Annotated in this window: 21 protein-coding genes; 6 read left to right on the top strand and 15 right to left on the bottom strand. The window is 59.9% G+C overall.

Annotated features, from left to right (window positions below; genetic code table 11):
* Positions 1–224: 224 nt before the first annotated feature.
* Positions 225–1,307 (top strand): site-specific DNA-methyltransferase, encoded by a 1,083-nt coding sequence (locus tag RDN59_RS06080; protein WP_308607075.1) that lies wholly within the window; start codon positions 225–227, stop codon positions 1,305–1,307.
* A gap of 10 nt (positions 1,308–1,317) precedes the next feature.
* Here RDN59_RS06080 and RDN59_RS06075 read toward each other — a convergent pair whose 3' ends face one another.
* Positions 1,318–2,298 carry an alpha/beta hydrolase-fold protein gene (locus RDN59_RS06075; RefSeq protein WP_308607066.1) on the bottom strand — a complete coding sequence of 327 codons (981 nt, stop codon included), beginning with the start codon at positions 2,296–2,298 and terminating at the stop codon, positions 1,318–1,320.
* 118 nt (positions 2,299–2,416) lie between these two features.
* Here RDN59_RS06075 and RDN59_RS06070 point away from each other — a divergent pair, with 118 nt between their 5' ends.
* The 5 genes from RDN59_RS06070 (at position 2,417) to RDN59_RS06050 (ending at position 6,812) form a co-directional block, all read left to right on the top strand.
* Positions 2,417–3,259, top strand: coding sequence for a class I SAM-dependent methyltransferase (locus tag RDN59_RS06070; protein ID WP_308607065.1), 843 nt, complete (start codon positions 2,417–2,419; stop codon positions 3,257–3,259).
* 87 nt (positions 3,260–3,346) lie between these two features.
* A complete protein-coding gene (locus RDN59_RS06065; protein ID WP_308607064.1) occupies positions 3,347–4,285 on the top strand; it encodes an ABC transporter ATP-binding protein in 939 nt (312 codons plus the stop codon).
* A gap of 12 nt (positions 4,286–4,297) precedes the next feature.
* Positions 4,298–5,095 (top strand): ABC transporter permease, encoded by a 798-nt coding sequence (locus tag RDN59_RS06060; RefSeq protein WP_308607063.1) that lies wholly within the window; start codon positions 4,298–4,300, stop codon positions 5,093–5,095.
* On the top strand, positions 5,092–6,201 hold the full coding sequence (locus tag RDN59_RS06055; RefSeq protein ID WP_308607062.1) for a histidine kinase: 1,110 nt from the start codon (positions 5,092–5,094) through the stop codon (positions 6,199–6,201). Before RDN59_RS06060 ends, RDN59_RS06055 begins: the two co-directional genes overlap by 4 nt.
* Positions 6,202–6,203: 2 nt before the next feature.
* Positions 6,204–6,812, top strand: coding sequence for a response regulator transcription factor (locus RDN59_RS06050; protein WP_308607061.1), 609 nt, complete (start codon positions 6,204–6,206; stop codon positions 6,810–6,812).
* A gap of 30 nt (positions 6,813–6,842) precedes the next feature.
* Here RDN59_RS06050 and der read toward each other — a convergent pair whose 3' ends face one another.
* The 14 genes from der to RDN59_RS05980 form a co-directional block, all read right to left on the bottom strand.
* Positions 6,843–8,471, bottom strand: a complete 1,629-nt coding sequence (gene der / locus RDN59_RS06045; RefSeq protein WP_308607060.1) for a ribosome biogenesis GTPase Der — start codon at positions 8,469–8,471, stop codon at positions 6,843–6,845.
* Positions 8,464–9,174 (bottom strand): (d)CMP kinase, encoded by a 711-nt coding sequence (gene cmk, locus RDN59_RS06040; RefSeq protein ID WP_308607059.1) that lies wholly within the window; start codon positions 9,172–9,174, stop codon positions 8,464–8,466. Before cmk ends, der begins: the two co-directional genes overlap by 8 nt.
* The gene (locus tag RDN59_RS06035; RefSeq protein ID WP_046649236.1) at positions 9,174–10,091 is read right to left on the bottom strand and encodes a pseudouridine synthase; all 918 of its coding nucleotides are present in this window, start codon (positions 10,089–10,091) and stop codon (positions 9,174–9,176) included. Before RDN59_RS06035 ends, cmk begins: the two co-directional genes overlap by 1 nt.
* 85 nt (positions 10,092–10,176) lie before the next feature.
* Positions 10,177–10,791 carry an SMC-Scp complex subunit ScpB gene (gene scpB, locus RDN59_RS06030; RefSeq protein ID WP_308607058.1) on the bottom strand — a complete coding sequence of 205 codons (615 nt, stop codon included), beginning with the start codon at positions 10,789–10,791 and terminating at the stop codon, positions 10,177–10,179.
* A 16-nt stretch (positions 10,792–10,807) separates the two neighbouring features.
* Entirely contained in the window at positions 10,808–11,605 is a 798-nt protein-coding gene (locus RDN59_RS06025; RefSeq protein ID WP_046649234.1) for a ScpA family protein, read from the bottom strand.
* Positions 11,606–11,614: 9 nt separating this feature from the next.
* Entirely contained in the window at positions 11,615–12,487 is an 873-nt protein-coding gene (locus tag RDN59_RS06020) for a ParA family protein (RefSeq protein WP_308607074.1), read from the bottom strand.
* Between the two features lie 173 nt (positions 12,488–12,660).
* Positions 12,661–13,761: a hypothetical protein gene (locus tag RDN59_RS06015; RefSeq protein WP_308607057.1), complete on the bottom strand. Its 1,101-nt coding sequence runs from the start codon at positions 13,759–13,761 to the stop codon at positions 12,661–12,663.
* Positions 13,762–13,806: 45 nt separating this feature from the next.
* Complete coding sequence (xerD, locus tag RDN59_RS06010; protein WP_308607073.1) at positions 13,807–14,685, bottom strand: site-specific tyrosine recombinase XerD; 879 nt, start codon at positions 14,683–14,685, stop codon at positions 13,807–13,809.
* Positions 14,686–14,726: 41 nt separating this feature from the next.
* Positions 14,727–15,365, bottom strand: a complete 639-nt coding sequence (locus RDN59_RS06005; protein ID WP_308607056.1) for an NUDIX hydrolase — start codon at positions 15,363–15,365, stop codon at positions 14,727–14,729.
* Positions 15,366–16,325: a copper transporter gene (locus tag RDN59_RS06000; protein ID WP_308607055.1), complete on the bottom strand. Its 960-nt coding sequence runs from the start codon at positions 16,323–16,325 to the stop codon at positions 15,366–15,368.
* Positions 16,325–17,509 (bottom strand): putative cytokinetic ring protein SteA, encoded by a 1,185-nt coding sequence (gene steA, locus RDN59_RS05995; protein WP_308607054.1) that lies wholly within the window; start codon positions 17,507–17,509, stop codon positions 16,325–16,327. Before steA ends, RDN59_RS06000 begins: the two co-directional genes overlap by 1 nt.
* A gap of 26 nt (positions 17,510–17,535) precedes the next feature.
* Entirely contained in the window at positions 17,536–19,212 is a 1,677-nt protein-coding gene (gene recN, locus RDN59_RS05990) for a DNA repair protein RecN (RefSeq protein ID WP_308607053.1), read from the bottom strand.
* A gap of 39 nt (positions 19,213–19,251) precedes the next feature.
* On the bottom strand, positions 19,252–20,133 hold the full coding sequence (locus RDN59_RS05985) for an NAD kinase (RefSeq protein WP_308607072.1): 882 nt from the start codon (positions 20,131–20,133) through the stop codon (positions 19,252–19,254).
* Positions 20,134–20,159: 26 nt separating this feature from the next.
* Positions 20,160–20,969 carry a TlyA family RNA methyltransferase gene (locus tag RDN59_RS05980; RefSeq protein WP_308607052.1) on the bottom strand — a complete coding sequence of 270 codons (810 nt, stop codon included), beginning with the start codon at positions 20,967–20,969 and terminating at the stop codon, positions 20,160–20,162.
* Between the last annotated feature and the right edge of the window lie 46 nt (positions 20,970–21,015).

Below are 21,015 nucleotides of genomic sequence, written 5' to 3'. Positions count from 1 at the left end.
CCACAATGCCTTTCTTTCAGTCTCCTTCCGCACACGAATCTCCCGCCCATCCCTCTGAAGAGTTGCCTTCTTCTGACCTACACATTCCTTCAGTCCCCCAAGGCGGGTCAGTCTTTGGCCTTGTGTGGCCGGGTAAGGAGCAGGCTGCGGCGCAGGCCACGGAGAAGGCCACTCGCACAAGAACACTGATGAACGGTCCTCATTCGGCCCCCAACAGCGTGACAGTGGCGGATAATCTCGACGCTTTAAAGGACTTCATTGCACAGGGGATGAGAGCGGACATCATCTACATTGATCCGCCCTATAACACCGGCAAGGATTTTGTCTACCGCGATAATTTCCGTCAACGTCGAGAGATGCGCTCAGAGCACTTTGGGCAGTGGCATGCCGCGTGGCTTTCTATGATGTTGCCACGCTTGATCCTGGCTCGTGAGGTGCTCGCCGATACCGGCTTCATCATCGTGTCCATCGGTGAGTCAGAAAGCGCTCACCTGCGTTTACTACTCAACGAGGTTTTCGGTGAGGACTGCTTTGCCGGGCAATTCATTTGGAAGAAGGGCGGGACCGGCAAGAATGATTCCAAATATGCGGTTCTCGAGCATGAGTACATCCTTTGCTATGCCAAGTCACCTTCAAATCCCGGATTCAACCTGGACTTGGAAGCGCACACATCAACCCGCTATAACCACAGCGATGAGAAAGGGAATTATTCCCTCGTGCGGTTGGACTCTAAGACCTTGGGCTACTTACCAAGCCTCGACTTTCCCATCGTTGGCCCCAATGGCCGCGAATATTGGCCGCACCAGCCGGAGGGCAAGTCGGGCGTCGCGCGGTGGCGTTGGGGTAAAGACAAGGTCGCTGAGCATTATGAGGAACTGGTCTTTCGGCGCGGTTTTGTCTACACCAAGAACTACGAAAAGAAGGGTGCACGTCCCCGTTCCATTCTCGATGGAGAGCGTTTTGGGGTAACCCGAACAGGCCGTCGTGACGTCGAAGAAGCACTTGGTGTCACGGGAGTCTTCGATTTTCCCAAGCCTGTGCGCCTCATTAAGCATCTACTGTCCATCGCCGGCGGCACAGACGCGGTGGTCCTTGATTTCTTTGCAGGCTCAGGAACCACTGCCCAAGCCGTGGTTGAACTCAACCGCGAGGATAACGGTCAACGCTCATTCCACTTGGTCCAAATACCCCACCCCACCGAGCCTGCTAGTGCCGCGCACCACGCGGGTTTTAAAACGGTCGCGGATATCTGCCTAGCGCGGGTTCGCTCCCTCGATACTCCTTGTGCGCATTTCACCTTGAGGTGATAGTCCGGCTCTAGGCCACATTATGTTCTTCTGTGCCTTCGGGTCTGCCAGGAATTCCGAAGAAGTCTAGCACCGCATCGGTGGCGAAGCCTTCTCCCACCTCAATTTTCGTGGAGTTGTTACCACCCGGCCACACGTGAGATCCCCCCTCAATGCGGATGTGCTGAAGCGGAGCCTGGCACCCGGTCCACGTCTCTCTGGTGGCACCGTTTGTGAGGCGTACCGACTCGACGTCACCACGGCACTTGTTGCGCTTCTGATGCTGCCCGAGCACCTCTGCAACGGAAGAATAAGCCGTGTCATGACGCACACCGCCTTCATAGTTGACCACGGGATCCTTAGTTCCGTGAATGTCCAAACGGCCTACCGGCCGATCAGAACAGTCCGTATGGATTCCTTCGTAGTATGCAGCTGACACGGTAGCTACTGAGCGAAAAGTCCCTGGCATCCGGCACGCCAAGAAGGCCGCAAACCCTCCGCCATTAGACAATCCAGCCGCGAAGATGGCATTGTCGTCCACCTCATAAGTGGCCCGCAGGCTATCCACGATTGTGCGCACAAAGTCGAGGTCTTCTTCCGCGCTCGTCACTGCGTAAGGTGCTGGGGCCCACGCGGCCTTCTCCCCAGCAGGGTAAGCCACGATGGCATCAGCAGCATCAAACTGGCTGTACTTCTCCATGTTCTCAGGCGAATCCGTATACCCGTGGAAAGAAAGCAGCACCGGCCACGCGCGCTCCGGGGTGTAGTTCTCAGGCACGTGAAGTAGGAAACTGCGCCCAGAGGCTAGCTTCATCTTCTTTGTGTGCCCTGGCTCAGGACCGACGAGCATGGGCGCTACCGGGATACCGAGATCATTTGTCCATGCTGCTTCAGGTGTCGGGGATGTCGGGGCTTCCTGGGGTGTTCCACACGACGCCAACGCTAGTGCGCAGACAGCGCTGGCCGCTAGACCGACGAGCGTGTGCACTGGGCGCGGCCATGCCGTAGCCATTTTACCCATTATTCCCCCTTACCACTCTCACTTCTGCGCGCCAATAAATCCTCGTCCACCTTAAAACATCGCATCGACATCTACGAACCCGCAGCGCCACGGTAAGTTTGAGAGCATCATGTGCTCTTCGCCTTCCGAACCATCTGTTTCCTCCAGCGCCACTCCCGCTCATCCTCTGCCCGAGCATTACCCCAGCTACCGTCGGGCTTCGGGGAAGGAGGCGCCCAGCTTCGGCACTGCCCAACGACGCAGGCATTCCGCGCAAGCTTTTAGCGAAGGCGCGGAGACCTACCATGACGTGCGCCCCGGTTACCCACGTGAAGTATCGCAGCTCATCGCCACTGCGCATACAGTTCTCGATGTTGGTGCAGGAACCGGCAAACTTACTGAATCCCTAACCAATCCCGTCGTCTACGCCAGCGATCCATCCCCCGACATGACGCGTGTTCTGCGCCGGCTCGGGGTGCCGTGCTGGCGGGCCACCGCCGAGAACACAGCGCTCGCCAGCTCCTCCCTTGATGCCCTCACCTGCGCGCAAACCTGGCATTGGGTCGACGTCGACCAGGCATGTGCAGAATTCGACCGAATCCTTCGGCCGAGTGGCAAGGTCCTTTTGGTATGGAACACCCTTGATGTCAATGCAGACCCGTGGATCCTGCGTCTTTCCCGCATCATGCACTCCGGTGATGTCCACCGCCCCGGCTTTTACCCATCCTTTACCGCGCCATGGACTCTTCGTGAGGAGCTGCGCCTTACGTGGGAACACGAGCTCACCCCTGAGGACCTGCATGAGCTAATGCAAACTCGCTCGTACTGGCTTCGCAATGGAGAAGAAATCCACGAGCGCATGACCTACAACCTCAACTGGTATCTCTATGAGCACATGGGTTTTAAGCCCGGCCAGGTCCTGCGTATTCCGTACCGAACTGATGCTTTCGTGCTGGCGCGCTCAAGGGAGTAACCACCTCCGTCAACCATGACAACTGTCATCCCGGATTCGTGACACCCTGTCTATGCTGCGAAAACCTTCACGTCATAGCGTGAAGGTATGAGCACGACACGTACCACCACACCAGCAATCGACGTCAACGGTGTAAGCAAAACCTTCAACGCCTCCTCCCGCAATCCTGTGCACGCGCTTCACGACGTCTCTCTTAGCATTGAGCAAGGTGAAATCGTCGGCCTCTTAGGCACCAATGGCGCCGGAAAAACCACGCTTCTTGACCTCATCCTGGGGCTGACTACCCCAACCTCAGGCTCTATTAGTGTGCTTGGAGGCTCTCCATCTCGTGCCTCTAAAAGTGGGCGTATCGGTGCCGTCATGCAATCTGGCGGCTTACTACCGGCGATAACCGTGAAGGAAACCCTTGAGCTGCTCGGTGCCGCGTTTCCCATCCACCGCCCCTATAAGGAGATCATCGAGCGCGCCAACTTGGGTTCTATCCTCTCGCGTCGGGTAGGCAAGTGCTCTGGCGGCGAGCAACAACGTCTGCGTTTCGGGCTGGCCTTGTTAGGAGATCCGGAGGTGCTGCTTCTCGACGAACCAACCGCAGGCATGGACGCCGGCGCCCGCCGTCATTTTTGGGAGGCCATGCACGAGGAAGCTAGCGCTGGACGAACGATTCTTCTCACCACTCACTATCTCGAAGAGGCCGATACGTTTGCCCAGCGCATCATCATGCTCAACAGGGGTGAGGTTCAAGCTGATGGCTCCACCGAGGAGATCCGCAATGCAAATGCCACCCGTACCATCCGCGCCAGCTTCCCTGACGGGATTCCCGACAACCTCGTGACTGGGTCTTTTCCAGGAGTGCTGTATCAAGAGCACACAGACACCGGCCTGTCCATCACGACCCGAGACTCTGATGTACTTGCTCGCTACTTACTCACCGAAACCACGGCCCGGGACATCACAATTTCCGGCCATAGCCTCGAAGACTCCTTTATGGAGCTCTCGAACGCTTCCCCCGACACGATCACCCCATAAGGAGACCCCACGATGAGCACTGACAATGCCGTAACTCCCACGCTCGGGACAACCATCAACTACGCCGCCCACGACCTTAAACGTCTGCGCCGTGACCTGCCCACGCTCTTTTTCAGCATCGGCCTGCCAATCATCTTCTATATCCTCTTTGGCGCGATGCAAGAGTACGGCGACATCGAATTCAACGGTGGTAATGTCGCTGCACTGGTCATGATCGGCATGGCGCTCTATGCAGGAGCCACTGGCGCTGTGGGCGCAGCCGGATCTTTGGTCGCGGAGAATCGCGCGGGTTGGGGCCGCCAACTAGCGTTGACTCCCCTTCGGTCTTCCCAGCTAGCCGTTGCCAACTTTCTCAACATCGCGGTTCGCGCCATCCTGCCCATTGCCGCTGTCTTCATGACCGGTGGGCTGACCAAGGCTTCCATGCAGCCGGACCAGTGGACGCTAGCTTTTCTCATAACTGTTGTCTGCGCTATTCCCTTCGGCTTCTACGGCATGGCCTGCGCTATGCTCATTCCCTCGGAAAACACCGTCTCCGTAGCGACCTCCACCATCGTCATACTTGCGTTTGCCGGGAACGTATTCATGCCCCTGAAGGAGTCGCTGTTGGAGGTAGGACGCTTCACCCCAATGTATGGCGCGCAAGCGCTTGCCCGTTGGCCCCTTTCTGAAGGCTCCCAGATGATCAATGGCGAACGCCTCTTCATTGAGGACCCGCTCTGGTACGCATACGTTAATATCGCTGTATGGACGATGGTGTTCGTCGGGCTATGCCTGCTTTTGCACAAGCGCGACAAGGAGCGAGCATGATGCGGAACTTCAGACCACGTGACGCTGCTTTCGCCGCTGTCTGGCTCATCTTTCTCCTACCGGTGCTGCTGCAGATTCTCCTCCAGCCCAGCTATTCCACCGTCCAGCGAACCTGGGCGGTTATTATCACCGCGGTGTTTTGTGCTGCTTACCTTGTCTCTTTCGGTACGGTGCACGACTATCCACGTGGGTGGTCCCATAACCATCGAGTAGCTATCCGGTGGGTTATTCTCGCGCTGATCGCGCTTGCCGCCGTACCTTCTCACGGCGCCTGGATTGTGGTCTTCGTGCCCTACCTCGGAGCCTTGATCGCTTTCACACTGCCGTTTAAAACTGCTGCCACCATCATTGCGCTCACCGGACTCGTGGCTAGCATTCCCGCTTGGGTGTACGACCGCCCACGCTTTGTTAACCTCGCAATAATCCTCTTCGGCTGGCCCCTCCTTATCTTGGCCCTCGGTGCTCTCTCCCAGCGCGAAGACACCGAGACAGCTTTACGCCACGACCTAGATTTGTCTCAGCAACGAGAGGACATTGCCTCCGATATCCACGATCTTCTTGGCCATACCCTGACGGCTATCAATCTCAAGGCCGAAGTCGCCCGCCGGCTCATCGACCGCGACCCCACCAAGGCTGCTGCCGAGCTCGAGGAGATTAGCTCCCTTTCGCGGTTATCCCTTGCCGAGGTTCGCTCCACCGTTACTCGGATGAAGAATCCCACCTTTGCTGGCGAAATTCAGGCCGCGCGGCGCATCCTCGAAACCGCCGGCATTGAGGCTTACTTACCTGAGACACTTACTCGGCCACGGGTTCATGAAGATCTATTCTCGTGGGCACTGCGCGAGCTGACCACCAACGTTGTACGTCATTCTGGTGCCACACAGTGCTGGGTGATTCTCACTGAAGACTCCCTCCAGGTCACGGATAACGGCAGTGGCTTTACGGAAGACGCCACGCATGCGCTGGCCGCCGGCCTCACCGGCCTCGCTGGCCTTCGCCACCGTGCCGAAGCTGTCGGTGGCGAGGTCATTACTCAGCGTGCAGAAGGTTTGACCACGGTCCTCCTCGCCTTGGGCGGCCACCGGCAGATTCAGCAGGTGCGATAGTTATGAGCGAACACATCCGCGTACTCATCGCCGAAGACCAATCCCTGGTCCGAGGCGCTCTCACCGCTTTACTGAGTACCGAACCCGACATCGACGTCGTTGCCGAGTGTTCTACCGGAACTGAGGTCGCTGCACTCGTTGCTGAGCATCAGGTAGACGTCGCTCTACTCGACATTGAGATGCCCAGCATGAACGGTATCGACGCCGCAAAGTCTATCGCCGCCACTCACTGCCGTAGCCTCATCGTCACCACGTTTGGCCGTCCCGGTTACGTCAAACGCGCCCTCAACGCGGGCGTCGATGGCTTCCTCGTCAAAGACACTCCCCCGGAGGAACTCGCCGACGCTATCCGCCGCGTCCACTCAGGTCTGCGTGTCATCGATCCGCAGCTTGCTCAGGACATACTCTTCACTCCCGACAACCCGCTAAGTGAACGGGAAATCGAGGTGTGCCGCCTACTCGTTCGCGGTCTCGGGTCCGCCGATATCGCAGCACACCTCCATCTCAGCGGCGGTACGGTGCGCAACCACGTGTCCGCCATCATGACGAAGACGCAGGCAAGCAACCGCTTTGAGGCCGCGCGGCGCGCCGAGGCTAATGGCTGGATTTAGCCACGCATGGGGCCACCTCGCAGGTGGGGGTTAGCGGCGTTGACGGCGCTCGCGCACGCGCACCGCGATGCGCACCGGTGAGCCATGGAAGCCGAAGCGCTCGCGGAACTTGCGCTCCAGGTAACGGCGGTAGCCCGCATCCAGGAATCCAGTGGTAAACAGCACGATGGTCGGCGGCTGCGTGGAAGCTTGCGTGGCAAAGAGCACGCGCGGGAGGCGGTTGTTGTTCATCGGCGGCGGATTCGCGGCAATCGCCTCACGCATCCAGTTGTTGAGCTGACCAGTAGACACGCGCTGGTCCCAGCTCTCGAGAGCCTCAATCATGGCAGGCTCCAGCTTCTGCAGGGCGCGGCCGGTCTCCGCAGAGATATTCACGCGGGTCACCCATGGCAAATGACGCAGGTTCTCATCGATCTCGCGATCCAAGTAGTAGCGGCGATCCTCGTCCACAAGGTCCCACTTGTTAAACGCAATAACCAGAGCCTTACCGGCTTCCAGAATCATGTTAAGGACACGCTGGTCTTGCTCGGAGACTTCCTGGGAGGCGTCGATAAGCATGATGCATACCTCGGCCGCATCAATCACGCCGCGCGTGCGCAGCGAAGCGTAGTACTCATGGCCCTGCGCGTTCTTGACCTTCTTGCGTAGGCCCGCGGTATCAATGAATTTCCACAGGCGCTGATCTAGCTGCACCAAGGAGTCGACCGGGTCGACCGTCGTGCCGGCGACATTGTCCACGACGGAGCGTTCCTCCGCCGTCAGCTTATTCAGAAGCGAGGACTTGCCCACGTTCGGCTTGCCCACCAGCGCCACGCGGCGAGGCCCGGAGGTAATCGAAGAATGGCGCGGCTCCTCCGGGAACAAACGCAGGATCTCATCCAGGACGTCGGCGCCGCCCCGGCCATGCTGGGCTGAGACGGGCCACGGATCTCCCAAGCCCAGCGCGTAGAACTCAGCCATATCTGCGTACATCGTCTCCGAATCAAACTTATTGGATACCAGGATGACGGGCACCTCAGAGCGCTGCAGCTTTCGAGCCATGACCGCATCGGTCTCGGTGATGCCCACCTTGGTGTCCACCACGAACACGATGACATCGGCGGTCTCCATAGCCTGCTCTGCTTGGCGGGCGATGGCAGCGTGGATGCCCTTGACGTTTGGATCCCAGCCACCGGTGTCCTGAACGAAGAAGCGCTGGCCGTTCCAGTCCGCCACGTAGGAGACGCGATCACGTGTCACGCCCGGGTGGTCCTCCACCACTGCCTCACGGCGACCGAGGAAGCGATTCACCAGGGAGGATTTGCCCACGTTTGGGCGGCCGACCACGGCCACCGTGCACAGGTTTTCCTCCGTGTGCTCCTCGCCTACTCCGAAGGCATGAGATAGAGCTTCCCACTCCTCCTCGCTGAGCGGGGTGTCACCTTCGGCGATATCTTCTTCCTCGCCGAAATCAGCCTCACCGAACTCCGAGTCGTCGAATTCCGATTCATCGAATTCATAGTCGAAGTCCTCAGAATCGAAATCCTTCTGCGCCCACCCGCCGTGCGGATCGCGCACGACCTCTTCCTCGAGCTTGCCTACCGGGTAATGAAACTCCGTCTCGAATTCTTCCGGCTGCTGTTCGGGATTCACGTCTGGGTTCTGCGGTCCATTAGTCATGTGAGGCCTCCTTTGCGGCCGATTCTTCGACGACGGCGATGAGGGCATCGAGAACCTCGTCTGGGGTCATCTCAGAGGTATCCACGAGTACGGCGTCCTCGGCTGGGCGCAACGGCGAGGTGGCGCGGGAAGAGTCAGCGGCGTCGCGCCGTTCGACGTCGGCAAGCACGGTGTCAAAATCTGAGTCAATGCCCGCCGCACGGTTCTGATCGTGGCGGCGCTGCGCGCGGACCGCGGCGCTGGCCGTCATGAAAGCCTTGGCAGGAGCATCAGCGAGCACCACGGTACCGATATCGCGGCCCTCGACGATCGCGCGGTGTGCCTGCTCGGCAAGGTGACGCTGCAGCTCAACGAGGTTCTGACGCACCTCCGGGATGGCGGACACTGCCGACACGTTGCGGGTTACCTCATCCTCGCGGATAACGCGGGAGACGTCTTCTCCGTCGAAGATAACCTGCGTGGAATCTGGATCATCGGAGACCTCGAGCGGCAGGTTAGCGGTTGCGGCGATGACAGCGTCAGTATCCGCCGGATCTACGCCTCCGCGCAGCACGGCGAGAGTAGCCACGCGGTACATGGCGCCGGTGTCGACATATTTCGCGTCGAGGCGCTTAGCCAACGCGCGGCAGGTCGTGGACTTACCGGTTCCGGACGGGCCATCAACGGCCAGGATTAGGCCCTGGTTTGGCATGTTTGAAATCATTACATCCCCACCGCCTTATACAGGCTGGTCAATTCGTTGGAGTTCAGTGCACGCAGGGAGCCGGGCTTCATATCACCCAACTGCACGGTGTGGAGCTTGGTGCGCACGAGACGCTGGACCGGGAATCCGGCCTCCTTGAGCATGCGGCGAACGATGTGCTTGCGGCCCTCGTGCAGCTCGAGGCGTACTAGCGAATAGCCCTGATTCTTATCCACGATCTGCACATAGTCGGCCTTAGCAGGGCCGTCTTCCAGCTCGACGCCCTCACGCAGCTGACGAACGAGCCTCTTATCGGCCTCTCCCAAGACGGTGGCCAGGTAGGTCTTGGTGACTTCGTACTTAGGATGCATGAGGCGGTTGGCCAGTTCACCGTCGTTGGTGAGCAAAAGCAGGCCCTCGGTATCCGCATCGAGGCGCCCGACGTGAAACAGGCGCTGGCCCGCCACGACCCGATCCGCTACGACATCGCCCACGCACGGACGACCCATGTCATCCGACATAGTGGACTGCATGCCGCGGGGCTTGTTGAGTACGAAGTACTGAGTTTCTTCATTGACGTTGATGCGTGTGCCATCGACGCGGATCACGTCCGTGTTGGGGTTAACTCGGGTGCCCTGGGTAATGATGACTTGGCCGTTAACCTCAACGCGGCCCTCATCGATAAGGATCTCTGCATGGCGGCGGGAGGCAACGCCGGCCTTGGCCAGCACCTTTTGGAGTCGTTCGCCTTGGTTCTGGGAATTCTTCTTAGCTTTACCGTCTACCAACCAGTCCGCGCCCAAGTCGCGGGCGACGGAATCGGCGGTGGCCTTCTTCTTTACGTGCTGATGGCGGGCCGGCTTAGCGTTCGAGACAATCATGTCGCTGTCTCGCTTTTTCTTGTCCGGTGTGCCATCGCGGCGAGCGGGTGGAGTCACGGATGTGTCCTCTCAATAGTTCTTCAATTTGCGGCGCACGGAATCGCGCCGTTGTCCGGCCGCAATCCTACCGCACGGTGGGCCTTTATGAGTAGTCCTCATCGATCTGCTCGATGTCTGGCAGTAGCGGCGCGAGGTCGGGAAGACGCTCGAGAGAGTCAATTCCCAGGAGCTCCAGGAAAAGCTCAGTGGTTTCATACTGGTGTGCGTTGCCAACTGTGGACTCGGGGCCTTCGATCTCTCGGATGAGCCCGCGCAGGAGCAGAGTGCGGACAACGCCATCGACGTTCACGCCGCGAACACCAGCGACTTGAGCGCGGGTGACCGGCTGGCGGTACGCGATGACTGCGAGGGTTTCCAGTGCGGCGCGCGACAGCTTGGTTTGGGTCCCATCAAGCACGAACTGCTCGACGGCGTCCGCATTTTCTTTGCGGGTATAAAAACGCCACCCTTCTGGTGTCTCGCGCAGGTCGATGCCAGAACCCCGCTCGGTGAGCTCACGCTCCACTGCCCGCAAAGTATCTCTGACAACGGAAACCTCCGCATCAACTCCGCGGGCCAGCTCTTCGGCGCTAGCGGGTGAATCGATGACCAGAAGGATTGATTCGAGGCGTGAGCGCAACTGCGGGATCAGCGGAAGAGCCGCGGGTACGCCCGGCTCCCGGGATTCACTGTGTGCTGCGGATGACGTGTCCTCCATGAGTCGGTAGCGTACCTTAATCCCAGTTCGCAGCCGCAACAACGGCCGGATCCACGTCGAGCCCTGTCCACGACAATTCCAGCGGGCCTAAGGACTCTGGCTGGGAGGCGTCCACGGCTTTGGCTTTGTAGAGCTCCAGCAATGCCAAAAAGCGGCCCACGACTTCCATGGAAATGGTGCAGTCTCGCGTTAACGCGTCAAAGCTCATCCACTGTCCTGTGCCTAACAGCTTGAGCGTGGTGAGGATTTTTCCAGCCTGCTCCGGCACAGAGACGGCGACTTGGTGGATGTGGCCGGTCGCGACTTCCTCGGGAGGCTTGGGGCGGAATACCCCGGCAGCGAGCTCCGCGAACGTGGCTGGGGTGTGTCCAAGTTTGACAGGTGGGAGAAGCTCGCTGAAGCGCTCCTCCATCGCCACCGCGCGTGGATAGCGGCGCTGGGCGGCGCGCTGCCACTGCGCAAACTGGTCAGCGACCTGCTTATAAGCCTTATACTGCAGCAACCGCGCGAAAAGCAGATCCCGGGTCTCCAGCAGTTCGAGGTCCTCAAGATCATCGACCTCGCCGCGCGGCAATAAACGCGCCGCCTTCAGATCCAACAGCGTAGCGGCAATGAGCAGAAATTCCGTCGTCTCGTCTAGGTCCGCGGTCTCCCCCAACGCTCGGGTATAGGCGACGAACTCATCGGTGACCTCAGACAGTGCCACCTCGGTGACATCGAGCTTTTTCGCTTGAATGAGCTGGAGCAGCAGATCGAAGGGACCTTCAAAATTGCCCAGCGCGATGCGAAAGCCTGTGATCTCCGGTTGGGTCATAGTAGGGGGCTAGCCGTTGGCTCGCTCAATGACCTCTTTAGCTAGGTCGCGGTATTGCTCGGCAGCCTGCGAGCTCGGTGCCCAGGTGGTAATCGGCTCACCGGCTACCGAGGTCTCTGGGAAACGCACGGTCCGTGTAATCACTGTGTCGAAGACCTTATCCCCGAAGTACTCCACTACCCGGTCCATGACTTCGCGGGCGTGGCGGGTGCGACGGTCAAACATGGTGACCAGAATTCCCATGATCTCTAGGTCGAAATTGATGCGGTCAGCAACCTTCTCCACGGTATCGGTCAACAGCGCGAGGCCGCGCAGGGAGAAGAACTCGCATTCCATCGGAATAATGACGCCTTGCGAGCAGGCCAGCGCATTGACCGTCAGCAGGCCCAGGGAAGGCTGGCAGTCGATGATGATGAAGTCATAGTCCTTGCGTACCGGGCGCAGCGCTCGGGCCAAGGTGTGCTCGCGGCCTACCTCATTGACCATCTGAATTTCCGCGGCAGAAAGGTCAATGTTGGCCGGGACCAAGTCGAGCCCCGCCACACCGGTGTGCACGATGGCGGAATGAACTGAAACCTCACTATCGAGCATGACGTCGTAGATGGTGTCCTGGATCTGGTCGTGCGTCAGCCCCAACCCGGCGGACAGCGCACCTTGCGGATCCAAGTCAACGAGCAAGACTTTACGCCCCAGCTCCGCCAAGCATGCTCCCATATTGATTGTGGACGTGGTTTTTCCCACTCCACCTTTCTGGTTGCACATGGAGATAATCGTGGCGGGGCCATGCTTTTCCAATGGCTCTGGTTCCGGAAGCTCCCGCAGTGGCCGGCCGGTCAACCCGACCTGTGTTTCGGAGGCCTCAAACAGTCCCTCGTCGCTCACAGTCACACCTGCTTCCTTGACCTGTACGGCTCTAGTTAGGCCATCTTCGCGTTAGCCCTGCAGCACCCACCGGCGCCGCACTCTTACATCCTTGTGATTATAGGGTACCCCCTTGAGTACCCGCACCGCGATTATAGCCAGCAAAAGCCAGCGCATAAAGCCTGGAAGCTAGACTACGAGAGCTTTCGCTTCCGGTGCGAACGGAACCGACGGAGTGCGAAACCGGCGACCAAGGCGATGATGCCGAGTCCCGCGATCCCGGCTATAACCGCACCGGCGCCAAGGCCCGTATCAGTGTCTGATTCTTCGCTAGCTGTCCTGGCGCGGTCGCCGTCAAGCTGCTGTTCCGGCGGCACCGTGGTGGTGTTCTCCCGGGTTGGGTCTGTGAGTGTCACCACCAGCTCTGCCGACTGGGTGTCGTTGTTGACGAACTGCATGATGAAGGGGTTGTCGGGCTCCATCCCCTCCGGGTAGGTCAGAGTCATGGTGCGCGAACCCTTATCAATGTCGCGTTTCACGCCCTCGATGAACTCCCCTTCCGCGTTGAGATAACGCAGTGTGACGCCTTCATCCTCGAGATGCTTGAAGCGGTTGTAAAGGTCCAGTGCTTGTTTCAAACCTAGCTTGGTGTGAATGGTTTGGCCTTCGATAGTGGATTCTAGGTTGACATAGGACGTGTGCGAATCATCCACGCCTTCCCAGCCACGGCCCGTACGGGGCGGTTGCGCGTGGCCGGTACCGGAACTATCCGCACCGGTCACCTCACCGCCATCGTTTGTATCGTCTTTGACGTCGCCGTTTCCACCCGCTTCCTCGTTACCTCGCTGATTCTCTGCGTCCGCAGGCCCCGGCTGGCCACCACCAAGGCGCCCCGGATCGACACTTTCGGCAGCGTCGTTGAGTTCCTCGGTGGTGACGTCGGCGTCAGCAACGAGCACGATGGTCATAGTCACGCCCTGGTAGGTCACTGGAACGGTAATCTGTCCACCTGCTGGCGGGGCCGTCACCGTAGCAGTGCCACCTGAGGCGCTCACATTCCACCCATCGGCGGCCACGGAGACGTCGACAGGCACCGGCAGGGAAACCGTCGTGGTTTGTCCAGCCGGCACGGGGATGGTGGCATCCTGAGCATGGGCAACTGCCGCGCCGAGTCCTGTGAGCCCGCCCTTCGTGCTCACCGGGTTGGTCGCAACACCGGCAAGTGGAAATACGGTGAGCGCGAGAGCAATCGCAGCCCAGCGAAAGGTCCGGGAAGCGCAAGCAGATGAAGTCATAGAAATCCTTGTCATTGATTGAAATCAAACTGATTCGAGGCGCCTTTAGGCGCGTGGATGAGCAGTACGCCACACCTCGCGAAGCGAATCCGCAGTCACGTGCGTGTAGATCTGCGTCGTCGTCACGGAAGAATGACCCAAGAGTTCCTGGACGGTACGCACATCCGCACCGCCCTCCAGCAGGTGAGTAGCAAAGGAGTGACGCAAGGTGTGCGGCGAAATGTTGGTGCTCAAATGCGCGCGTTGTGCAGCGGACTTGATGGCGGCCCATGCGCTTTGCCGTGACAGGGCCTTTCCCCGGGTGTTGAGGAATAGCGCGTGGGAGGCTCCTGTTGCTAAGACCGGCCGTGCCCGCACGAGATAAAATTCGACCGCTCTTACCGCGTGCGAACCCAACGGAACGAGGCGTTGCTTATCGCCCTTGCCGCTCAGCAGCAGAATATCGCGCACGGACGTCGGCCCCTCACCCGTGACGTCATCCACGCTCAAGGAGATCACTTCGGAGATGCGTGCGCCCGTGCCGTAGAGAACCTCCAGCAAAGCGCGATCGCGGATGTCTATGGGGGTTGCAGATTCATCAGTGGGAATGGCGTTGAGCAAATTCTCGACGTCCTCCACGCTGAGAGTCTCTGGCAGCGTTTGGGCCCGCTTGGGCGGAGAAACCTCCGCCGCGACGTCTTCCTCAATCATCCCCTCCGCCAGCGCAAATTTGTGCAGCCCACGTGCGACGATTAACGCTCGGCTGGCCGAAGACTGGGCCAGGGATTCACGCAGGTACATGAGGTAGTTCTCCACGTGCGTGCGAGAAACCTGGCGTAAATCCGTGATCCCGGATTCCGCTAGCCACGAAACGTAGCGATTAATGTCGCGGCGGTAATTACTCACCGTGTTCTTCGAGGCACCTTTTTCCACCATGAGGTGCATCAGCCACGCTTCCCCAGCGGACACGGCGGGAGTCGTACTGCTCACAGCTTCTTCATATCCGGTCCGGGGCGCCGGCTAGCCAGCGACTGCGGCCGCAGCTCGAAAGGTGAATCAACCGGCCGCGGTGTGCGTCCTTCACGCACACAGGCATAGGCGGCGAGAATTCCGGCCACTGCAATAGAGTTCACAATCTCACCGGCGAGGATGCGATCGACGGCCTCCGCTAGCGGCACCCACGAAAACCCCATGTCGGCCTCTTCATCACCTGTGGCCTCGAGCTTGGCGACGTCCCGCAGCCCACGCGCCACGAACACCCGTACGGCTTCTTCACAAAAGCCCGGGGAGGTCACCAGATCGGTCAACACACCCCAGTCCTCGGCAGCCAGTCCGGCCTCCTCTTGGAGTTCGCGTTGTGCACCACTGAGCTCATCTTCACCTTTCACGTCGAGCAAACCGGCTGGCAGCTCCCACAGGCGTTTGCCCACACTGTGGCGGTACTGCTCCACCATGGCGACGCGGTTGTCCTCGTCCAAAGCCACAACGGCCACGGCACCGAGGTGCTCGACGATCTCGCGCTGCGCCACGACATCTCCCGGCATCACAACGTCATCACGGCGGACGGCGATGATGGGAGCGTCGACAAGCAGCTCGCTTCCCACCGTGCGAAACTCGTGTGGCATTTAGAGTTCCTTCGGCAGCGCCGGAGCTGCGCCCTCGGCATTCGCAGCAGAACCATATACGCCGCGGCCGCCATCGAGCTGCTCCTTGACAGCCAAGACGCTGGCCATCTGGGAGACAGGGTGGTCGATGGAATCCACCGTACTAATCCCGGTCTTAGCCGCCCGCAGCTTTTCCAACACTCCGCCATCCCCGGCAGACTGCACACGCCCGGCATACACCATGGCGGCGTCCGCGGACTCGAAACCTTGCAGGAACTTGACGGTGGTGTCGATAGCGTACTTCTTGCCAGCGCTGTCCTCGTCCTCTCCCGGAGTCAGGCCGCCGCCGACGATTACGACCGCCTGAGCGGGCAGGATCGTGCCATCCTTGTAGTCGATGTAGCCGGCATCGCGCAAGGCACGCAGCAAGGTCGCCCGATCGTCGACGGTAGCAAGAGGTTGGGTGGTCTTAGCATCCATCATCAGCCCGGCAGCAAGCGCTTGGCCGGCATGAGTACCGGCATCGATCTTCTTCTTATCGAGCTTCGCTCCTGCCGGCAGCGTGGTGGTGACGAGGGACAACAGCTTGTCTGCGGATTCCTGGGCCAAGAATTTCTCGGTCAGTTTAATGCTTCCAGCGTCGGTGGAATCGGCGGATCCGAGAAGATCCTTCACAGCCTTGACATCGGCATCATTGGCGTCGGGCATGCTGAGTACCATGACCGGACGCTGGACTAGCGTGCCGTCGACGACGTAACGGCCGAGGTCACCCATCACGGAATCAGCGGAATCCAGCTGGGCCTTCGCAATGTTGTGGTCAAGCACCAGCTTGCTGTATTTTTCTCGGACCTCGTCGTTGGACTCCCCACCGCGCCCCGGGGTGGAGTCCATGTTCGGTGCGATGACCAACGTGCCCAATGCAATACCAATGGCTGCGCCAAAGCCAAGACCGGTGACAATCAGGGATTTAGGCGAACCCATTATTTAAACCACCCCTGCACGCTCAACGCGAAGTTGTTCCACGTATCGATCAGGTTCTGCAGGAATGATTCATCGCCACCCAGGCCGACGATGAGGATGACCACGGCCAGCGCCACGAGGATGCCCAGCAGGGCCCACAGCCATCCCATGGCGCCGGAATTCGGCGCGGTGTAGAGGTTGATGACAGCGTCCGCGTCCACGAGGCGCGTACCGGCCTTCATATGGCACAACAGAGCTGCGGGCGTGGCATTCGACTCGTTGGCAAAAATGTCATCGAGATCGAGGGCGCCCCCAACCTGCACAATCATCTGCGCTTCGTGGTAATCCGCGAGCAGGAGTGCAAGATCCGTTGCTGAGTCTGTCGCAGCCGGGAATGTCATCGCGCCGATTCCCAGATCCTGAATGCGCTCGAGTCCTTCCGCAGTGCCGTCTGGCTCCGCTGGGAGGATAACTTGGGCACCACTGCGCAGGGTTTCAGAGCTCACTTCCGAAGGATTTCCCACGATAAAGTTAGGCTGATAGCCCAGCTCAACCAACGTATCTGCGGCAGAGTCCACACCGATGATGATGGGTTCATACTCGCGGATGAAGTTGCGCAGCAGAGTGAGCTTTTTGCGGTGCTCCTCAGAGGGCGACACCACGAGGACCTTGCGTCCCGCCATAACGGAACCAGCATCCGGAACGCCAAGGCCATCGATGAGGAGCGGGCCTTCGGAGTGGATGAACTCGATGGAATTACCAAAGTAGGCTTCCATATGGTCGATAAGTTCACGTTGCGCGGAAGAGAAGTTCTTCTCCGCACGGTCCCGTGTAACCACCGTCCCAGAAGACAGCTGGGTATCCCCCACATACACAGTCCCGTCCTCAGTAAGACGCGCCTTCTTCCCATCCTTGAAGTTGCTGACGAAATCTTGGCCCACGCCCTCAATGAGGGTGACGTCGGCGTCGAGAAGCATGTGCGGGCCATAATTCGGAATGGAACCGGTAGAAAACTCCGCCACGTTGATCACAGCAGCTGGTTTCATATCCACGAGGGTCTGGGCCTCTTGACGGGAGATGTTGGCGGCGTTGATGACTGCGAAGTCACCGGCGCTGAACTTCTTCATGCCCTTGCCACCCGGGGTGCAATCACGCAGCGCGCCGTGTTCTCCAGGCAGATCGGTGTTACGGGAAAACAGACTCATGCCTGACAGTTTCCCCTGTTAGGCGCTCAATGTGTGGAAGGCGCGCGGAAACTCTCCACTTCTGCTTGAGCCCGGTCGAAGAGCTCCTGGGCATGCGCTCGGCCAGTCGCGGTGTCATCGAGACCAGCGAGCATCCGGGCGAGTTCCTCGACGCGTTCTTCGGCGCTCAAATCCGCCACGCCGGAGGTGAATTTCTCCTTGGACACGTGCAGGTGCGAGTCCGCATAGGCAGCCACTTGGGGAAGGTGGGTCACGCAGATGACCTGGTTGGTGATGGACAGCCGCGCTAGCCGACGCCCAATCTCCACCGCCGCGCGTCCACCCACGCCGGCATCCACCTCGTCGAAGACCAAGGTGGTGCCGTCGCCGCTGGCGAGCACCACCTCCATCGCTAGCATGACGCGGGAGAGCTCACCGCCGGAGGCGGCCGAGGCCAAGGGCTTGCCGTTGAGTTGGAATTCCACTTCATCCGCGCCCGTCTTGGAGTACTTCGCCTTGCGCACGGCGACCGTCAGTGTGGAATGAGGCATGGCCAAGCCGTGAATCTCCTCGGTGACCTGCGAGCCCAGCTTCTTCGCTGCCTTGGTGCGGGCGGCAGTGAGCTTCTCTGCCTTAGCCACCATTGTCTTCTCGGCCACCATTACCTCCTTCTTCAATGCTTCAAGGGCCTCGGTGGAGGTGTCCAACGTCGCTAGTTTCGCTTCCGCCGCGTCACGCCAGGCCAACACCCCATCGATGTCTGCGGCATACTTACGTGTCAGGCGCTTGAGCTCCTGTTGGCGCTGCAGGGATTCCTCGAGGAGGTTGGGATCTGCGGGGAGATTTCCCAGATACGAGGTGAGCTCAGCGGCAATATCGGTCAATTGCGTGGTGACCTCGCTCAATCGCTCCCCGAGCCGCGCGAGTTCGGCATCGCTGGCCCCAGCCAGCGCAGTTTCAGCGGTGCCAACGAGGTTGACGGCAGTATCCTCATCACCGAAACCTTCCCCGCCGTCGAGAGCGCTCAGCGCGGTGGCGGCTCCCTCGCGCAGGGCATCAACATCCTGCAGGCGCTTAATGAGGGTCACGAGCTCTGCGTCCTCGCCCGGTTCCGGGTCAAGGTCCGAAATCTCCGATATCGCGAACTGAAGCCGATCGACTTCCTGCGCCATCTCACGCCGTGATTCTGTCCGGCGCTGGTAGTCCTTGGCCAACCCGCGCCAGTGGCTAAATGCCTGGGTATACGCCTCGCGGACCGCGTCAACTGCAGGGTCGAAGCGGTCGATGGCCGCCAGCTGTTGATCGGTAGACAGCAGCCGCAGCTGATCGTTTTGCCCGTGGACGGTAATGAGGTGGGAAGCGAACTCCCCCAGCGTCGCCGCCGGCACCGCTCGCCCACCCAGGTAGGCCCGCGAGCGCCCCGCGGCCGACACCGTGCGGGAGGCGATGTATTCGCCGTTCTCATCGGGCTCTCCCCCGACTTCCTCGACTAGTTCCGCCACGGCCTTCGAATCAGAAGAAAAGTGCCCTTCGACGGCAGCTTTGGAGGCTCCTTCGCGCACACGAGACGCATCAGCGCGCCCTCCCGCGAGCAGGCGCAAGCCGGTCACCACCATGGTCTTGCCAGCACCGGTTTCGCCAGTGAGCACGGTGAGCCCCTGCGAAAGCTCCGCGGTGGAGCTTTCAATTACACCGAGATCAGAAATGCTGATATCAACGAGCACGGAGAGTTATCTTCCTTCCTGGTTACGCGCTAGAGCAGGTTAATGCCGCGGTCCGCGCCAGCCTTCCACGGGAAGGCGCAGCTTGGACACAAGGCGGTCGGTGAAAGGCTGGTGGTCAAGGCGAACCCACCGCACTGGCCGTTCACCGCGCACGATTTCCACGCGTGAGCCTGGGGGCATGGAGATTTCCCGAAAACCATCGAGGATCACCACGGCGGGAGTCGTTGCCGATGCCGATTCCACCGCTACCTGTGAATCCGGAGACACCACGAGCGGCTTGGTAAACAATGCGTGCGCGTTATTCGGCACCACCAAGATGGCATCGAGCGAGGGCCACAGCACAGGGCCGCCGGCGGAGAAAGCATAGGCCGTGGAGCCCGTAGGGGTCGAAATAAGTACTCCGTCGCACCCAAAAGCGGATACTGGGCGGCCATCCACTTCGAGGATGGCATCAAGCACACCGGACCTGTTGAGATTTTCAATCGACGCCTCATTCAGCGCCCAGCTTCGCTCACGCAACTCGCCTTCCGAATCGAAGACGCCCACGTCGATGGTCAGGCGGTCTTCGACGTCATAGGACTGCTCGATGACGCGCACGAGCGCACGGTCTAGGGACTCCGCCTCCCATTCTGCGAGGAAGCCCACGTGTCCCAAATTGATGCCCAGCACCGGCACGTCCACGGCGCGGGCCATATCCGCCGCGCGCAAGAACGTGCCATCGCCTCCGAGTACCAACACCAGTTCACAGCCCTCTGCTGCCGCTGGTGTATGCCGGACGTGCTGCAGCCCGGGAAGCACAGTATCCGCAGCACAGACGCGCACCTTAATGCCTGCCTCCTGCAGCAGCTCCGCGGCCCGGTGGGTGGCGGCGAGGTTTTCCTCGCGACTTGCGTGCGGGACAAGTAGAATTTCACGGCGCATGGTGCCATCCGTGGCGCTGGTAGTGCTCACTGAGGTCCTTCCTTAATTGCCGTATCGATCAGTACGTCCAGCTTATCCTCCGGGGTGGACATCCCGTCCTTGACCAGCCAGAGAAAATACTCGACGTTACCGCTCGGTCCGGGTAGCGGGGAGGCAGCCACACCTTTTACGCTTAGGCCGAGCTCCTGAGCGAAGACCGCGACGTCCTTGGTTACTTCCGCGCGCAGTTCAGGCGAGCGCACCACGCCGCCGGCGCCAATGCGGTCCTTGCCCACCTCGAACTGCGGCTTGACCATGGGCAACAACCACGCGCCATCGACCATGCACTCCACGATTGCGGGCAATACCAATTTCAAGGAGATAAAAGACAAGTCACCCACCATCGCATCGCACGGCCCACCGGTCTGCTCTAGGGTCAGATTACGAATATTCGTGCGGTCTAGCACGGTAACGCGCTCATCATTTTGCAGGCGCCACAACAGCTGCCCGTAGCCCACGTCAACCGATAACACTTCCGCCGCACCGCGACGCAAACAGACATCAGTAAAGCCGCCGGTCGAAGCCCCCGCATCCAACACACGCTTGCCTTTTAAGTCCACGTCAAAGGCTTCAAGAGCGCCGAGCAGTTTGTGTGCACCTCGCGAGGCCCAGTCATCCCCCTCGCTGGCCTCGACCTTGATGGAAGCCTCTGGTTCCACCACAGTCGCGGGTTTGGTGGCCTTAAAGCCACCAACCGTCACGCGGCCAGCCTTGATCATCTCAACGGCGTGCTCTCGTGAGCGCGCGATCTTGCGGCGTACCAACTCCGCGTCAAGACGGCGACGTTGCGGTGGCATAAGTAAATCCTCTTTCCCCTAGATTCCTCGGCGTGAAGCGCTAGTT

It is taken from the genome of uncultured Corynebacterium sp. (assembly GCF_902489365.1).
Taxonomy (GTDB): domain Bacteria; phylum Actinomycetota; class Actinomycetes; order Mycobacteriales; family Mycobacteriaceae; genus Corynebacterium.
Note: the sequence above shows the minus strand (reverse complement) of the source record. Positions and strands in the feature narration are given on the sequence as shown.

What these genes read in the sequence shown, in the direction of transcription:
- cmk (WP_308607059.1), bottom strand. Translation starts at nt 9,174, where the DNA reads ATGATTTCAAACATGCCAAACCAGGGCCTAATCCTGGCCGTTGATGGC.
- RDN59_RS06075 (WP_308607066.1), bottom strand. Translation starts at nt 2,298, where the DNA reads ATGGCTACGGCATGGCCGCGCCCAGTGCACACGCTCGTCGGTCTAGCG.
- scpB (WP_308607058.1), bottom strand. Translation starts at nt 10,791, where the DNA reads ATGGAGGACACGTCATCCGCAGCACACAGTGAATCCCGGGAGCCGGGC.
- der (WP_308607060.1), bottom strand. Translation starts at nt 8,471, where the DNA reads ATGACTAATGGACCGCAGAACCCAGACGTGAATCCCGAACAGCAGCCG.
- RDN59_RS06070 (WP_308607065.1), top strand. Translation starts at nt 2,417, where the DNA reads ATGTGCTCTTCGCCTTCCGAACCATCTGTTTCCTCCAGCGCCACTCCC.
- RDN59_RS06015 (WP_308607057.1), bottom strand. Translation starts at nt 13,761, where the DNA reads ATGACTTCATCTGCTTGCGCTTCCCGGACCTTTCGCTGGGCTGCGATT.
- RDN59_RS06000 (WP_308607055.1), bottom strand. Translation starts at nt 16,325, where the DNA reads ATGGGTTCGCCTAAATCCCTGATTGTCACCGGTCTTGGCTTTGGCGCA.
- RDN59_RS05985 (WP_308607072.1), bottom strand. Translation starts at nt 20,133, where the DNA reads ATGCGCCGTGAAATTCTACTTGTCCCGCACGCAAGTCGCGAGGAAAAC.
- xerD (WP_308607073.1), bottom strand. Translation starts at nt 14,685, where the DNA reads ATGCACCTCATGGTGGAAAAAGGTGCCTCGAAGAACACGGTGAGTAAT.
- RDN59_RS06025 (WP_046649234.1), bottom strand. Translation starts at nt 11,605, where the DNA reads ATGACCCAACCGGAGATCACAGGCTTTCGCATCGCGCTGGGCAATTTT.
- steA (WP_308607054.1), bottom strand. Translation starts at nt 17,509, where the DNA reads ATGAGTCTGTTTTCCCGTAACACCGATCTGCCTGGAGAACACGGCGCG.
- RDN59_RS06005 (WP_308607056.1), bottom strand. Translation starts at nt 15,365, where the DNA reads ATGCCACACGAGTTTCGCACGGTGGGAAGCGAGCTGCTTGTCGACGCT.
- RDN59_RS05980 (WP_308607052.1), bottom strand. Translation starts at nt 20,969, where the DNA reads ATGCCACCGCAACGTCGCCGTCTTGACGCGGAGTTGGTACGCCGCAAG.
- RDN59_RS06060 (WP_308607063.1), top strand. Translation starts at nt 4,298, where the DNA reads ATGAGCACTGACAATGCCGTAACTCCCACGCTCGGGACAACCATCAAC.
- RDN59_RS06065 (WP_308607064.1), top strand. Translation starts at nt 3,347, where the DNA reads ATGAGCACGACACGTACCACCACACCAGCAATCGACGTCAACGGTGTA.
- RDN59_RS06055 (WP_308607062.1), top strand. Translation starts at nt 5,092, where the DNA reads ATGATGCGGAACTTCAGACCACGTGACGCTGCTTTCGCCGCTGTCTGG.
- RDN59_RS06050 (WP_308607061.1), top strand. Translation starts at nt 6,204, where the DNA reads ATGAGCGAACACATCCGCGTACTCATCGCCGAAGACCAATCCCTGGTC.